Origin of the sequence: Parasphingorhabdus sp. (assembly GCF_049667325.1) — a bacterium.
Taxonomy (GTDB): Bacteria; Pseudomonadota; Alphaproteobacteria; order Sphingomonadales; family Sphingomonadaceae; genus Parasphingorhabdus.
The window spans coordinates 1-2,066 of record NZ_JBATHY010000225.1 but is presented as its reverse complement, the minus strand read 5'-3'; the positions used below and the strand labels follow the sequence as shown (position 1 = coordinate 2,066).

At 56.3% G+C, this 2,066-nt stretch carries 3 protein-coding genes and 1 pseudogene; all 4 read right to left on the bottom strand.

Annotated elements, in window-relative coordinates; genetic code table 11:
- Positions 1-134: pseudogene (locus WBM93_RS10170) on the bottom strand (NADH-quinone oxidoreductase subunit J); the annotation flags it as partial.
- 133 nt (positions 135-267) lie between these two features.
- Entirely contained in the window at positions 268-753 is a 486-nt protein-coding gene (nuoI, locus tag WBM93_RS10165) for an NADH-quinone oxidoreductase subunit NuoI (RefSeq protein WP_176279037.1), read from the bottom strand.
- Complete coding sequence (gene nuoH / locus WBM93_RS10160) at positions 750-1,808, bottom strand: NADH-quinone oxidoreductase subunit NuoH (RefSeq protein ID WP_424431500.1); 1,059 nt, start codon at positions 1,806-1,808, stop codon at positions 750-752. The genes nuoI and nuoH overlap by 4 nt, the downstream gene beginning before the upstream one ends.
- Positions 1,809-1,914: 106 nt before the next feature.
- On the bottom strand, positions 1,915-2,066 hold a 152-nt coding region (locus tag WBM93_RS10155), incomplete at its 5' end, for a hypothetical protein (protein ID WP_424431503.1).

Here is a 2,066-nt window from a genome sequence, read left to right as displayed (position 1 = left end):
ACCATCAGGCCAGCCGCGTTGAAAAAGGCCAGGATCAGCCACAAGACACTGTGCACCGGATTGCGCGCAAAGATGCAGAAAGCACCGCTGGCAAGCACGATCGATGCGAACAGATAGAAAGCGAATATTTGCATTAGGCCCCTGTCTTCCCCCACTCCGTTTGTGCTGAGCTTGTCGAAGCACCTCTCGACGAGAAGCGCCCTTCGACAGGCTCAGGGCTAACGGTTTTTTCCTCGCGCTGCGACATATCTGATTCTCGCGCGACCACTACCGATAAGGCGCATCGGCGGCAAGGTTTGCCGCGATTGCCCGCTCCCATTTGTCGCCATTTTCCAGCAGTTTCGATTTGTCGTAAATCAGCTCTTCGCGCGTCTCGGTCGCATATTCGAAATTCGGTCCCTCGACGATCGCATCGACCGGGCAGGCTTCCTGACAAAAACCGCAATAAATGCACTTGGTCATGTCAATGTCATAGCGGGTGGTCCGGCGCGAACCGTCTTCGCGTGGCTCGGCCTCGATCGTGATCGCCTGTGCCGGGCAGACCGCTTCGCACAGCTTGCAAGCAATGCAGCGTTCCTCGCCATTGGCATAGCGGCGTAGCGCATGCTCGCCCCGGAACCGCGGCGAAATCGGGTTTTTCTCGTAGGGATAGTTGATCGTCTTCTTCGCCTTGAAGAAATATTTCAGCGTCAGCATATGCGCGCCGAGAAATTCCCAAAGGGTGAAGGCTTTGATATGTTGTGCGATACTCATAGCGGCAATCCAAACTTGTCAATCATCACATAGCCACTCACCAGCACCACCCACAGCAGGCTCAGCGGCAGGAATATTTTCCAGCCCAGACGCATCAGCTGGTCATAGCGGTAGCGTGGCACGGTCGCCATCACCCAGCTGAAGATGAAGAAGAAAAAGAACATTTTTCCGAACAGCCAGATGATGCCCGGGATATCGAACCACGGGATCCAGTCGACATCCAGCGGCGGCAGCCAGCCACCCCAGAACAGGATGACATTGAGCGCGCACATCAACAGGATATTGGCATATTCGCCAAGCCAGAACAAAGCGAAGGACATGGAACTATATTCGGTCTGATAGCCCGCAACCAATTCGCTTTCCGCTTCGGTCAGGTCAAACGGATGCCTTGCGGTTTCCGCCATCGAGGCGATCAGGAACACCACCGCGATCGGGAACAGCAGCGGATTCAGGCCATAAGCACTGACCATTCCGAAAATATGCCCTTCTTGCGACAGCACGATATCGGTAAGATTGAACGTTCCGGCAAACAGCACCACCGAGATAAGAATGAAGCCGATCGAGACTTCGTAGCTGATCATCTGCGCGGCGGCGCGCATGGCCGAGAAAAAAGGATATTTGGAGTTACTCGCCCAACCGGCAATCACCACCCCGTAAACGCCCAGCGAACTGATTGCGAGAATGTAGAGCAGTCCGATATTGATATTGGCCAGCACCATGTCTTCGCCAAACGGGATCACCGCCCATGCGAGCAAGGCCACGGTGAAGGTGATAATCGGCGCGAGCAGGAACAGGCCCTTGTTGGCGCCCGACGGGATGATGGTTTCCTGCAGGAACACCTTGAGACCATCGGCAAAGCTTTGCAGCAAACCGAACGGCCCTACTACGTTAGGCCCGCGCCGCAACGCCATCGCCGCCCAGATTTTGCGGTCGACATAGATGATCATCGCGACGGCTAGCATCAGCGGCAGCGCGATCAGCAGGATCAGCGCGAGTGTGGCGACAAGCCAGCCGAACTCGGCACCCAGGAAGGTGGATTGGAGAAATTCGGTCATGCCGACACCTCAGTTACACCGTTCGTGCTGAGCTTGTCGAAGTATGAACGGTGCGCGCGCAGGCTGTCCTTCGACAGGCTCAGGACGAACGGCAGTCTAGTACTCATCATTCCGCCGCCTCCATCATCTCGTCATCGGCGTGCAGCAATTCTGCGGAGCAGCGCTGCATCGTTGCGCTGGCGCGGGCGATGCTGTTGGTCAGGTAGAAATCCTTGATCGGATGGACGCCCTGCCCTTTGGGTGCACTCGGCAATCCGC

Excerpts from the sequence above, each read along its gene's own strand:
- nuoI (WP_176279037.1), bottom strand. The coding sequence starts at position 753 with ATGAGTATCGCACAACATATCAAAGCCTTCACCCTTTGGGAATTTCTC.
- nuoH (WP_424431500.1), bottom strand. The coding sequence starts at position 1,808 with ATGACCGAATTTCTCCAATCCACCTTCCTGGGTGCCGAGTTCGGCTGG.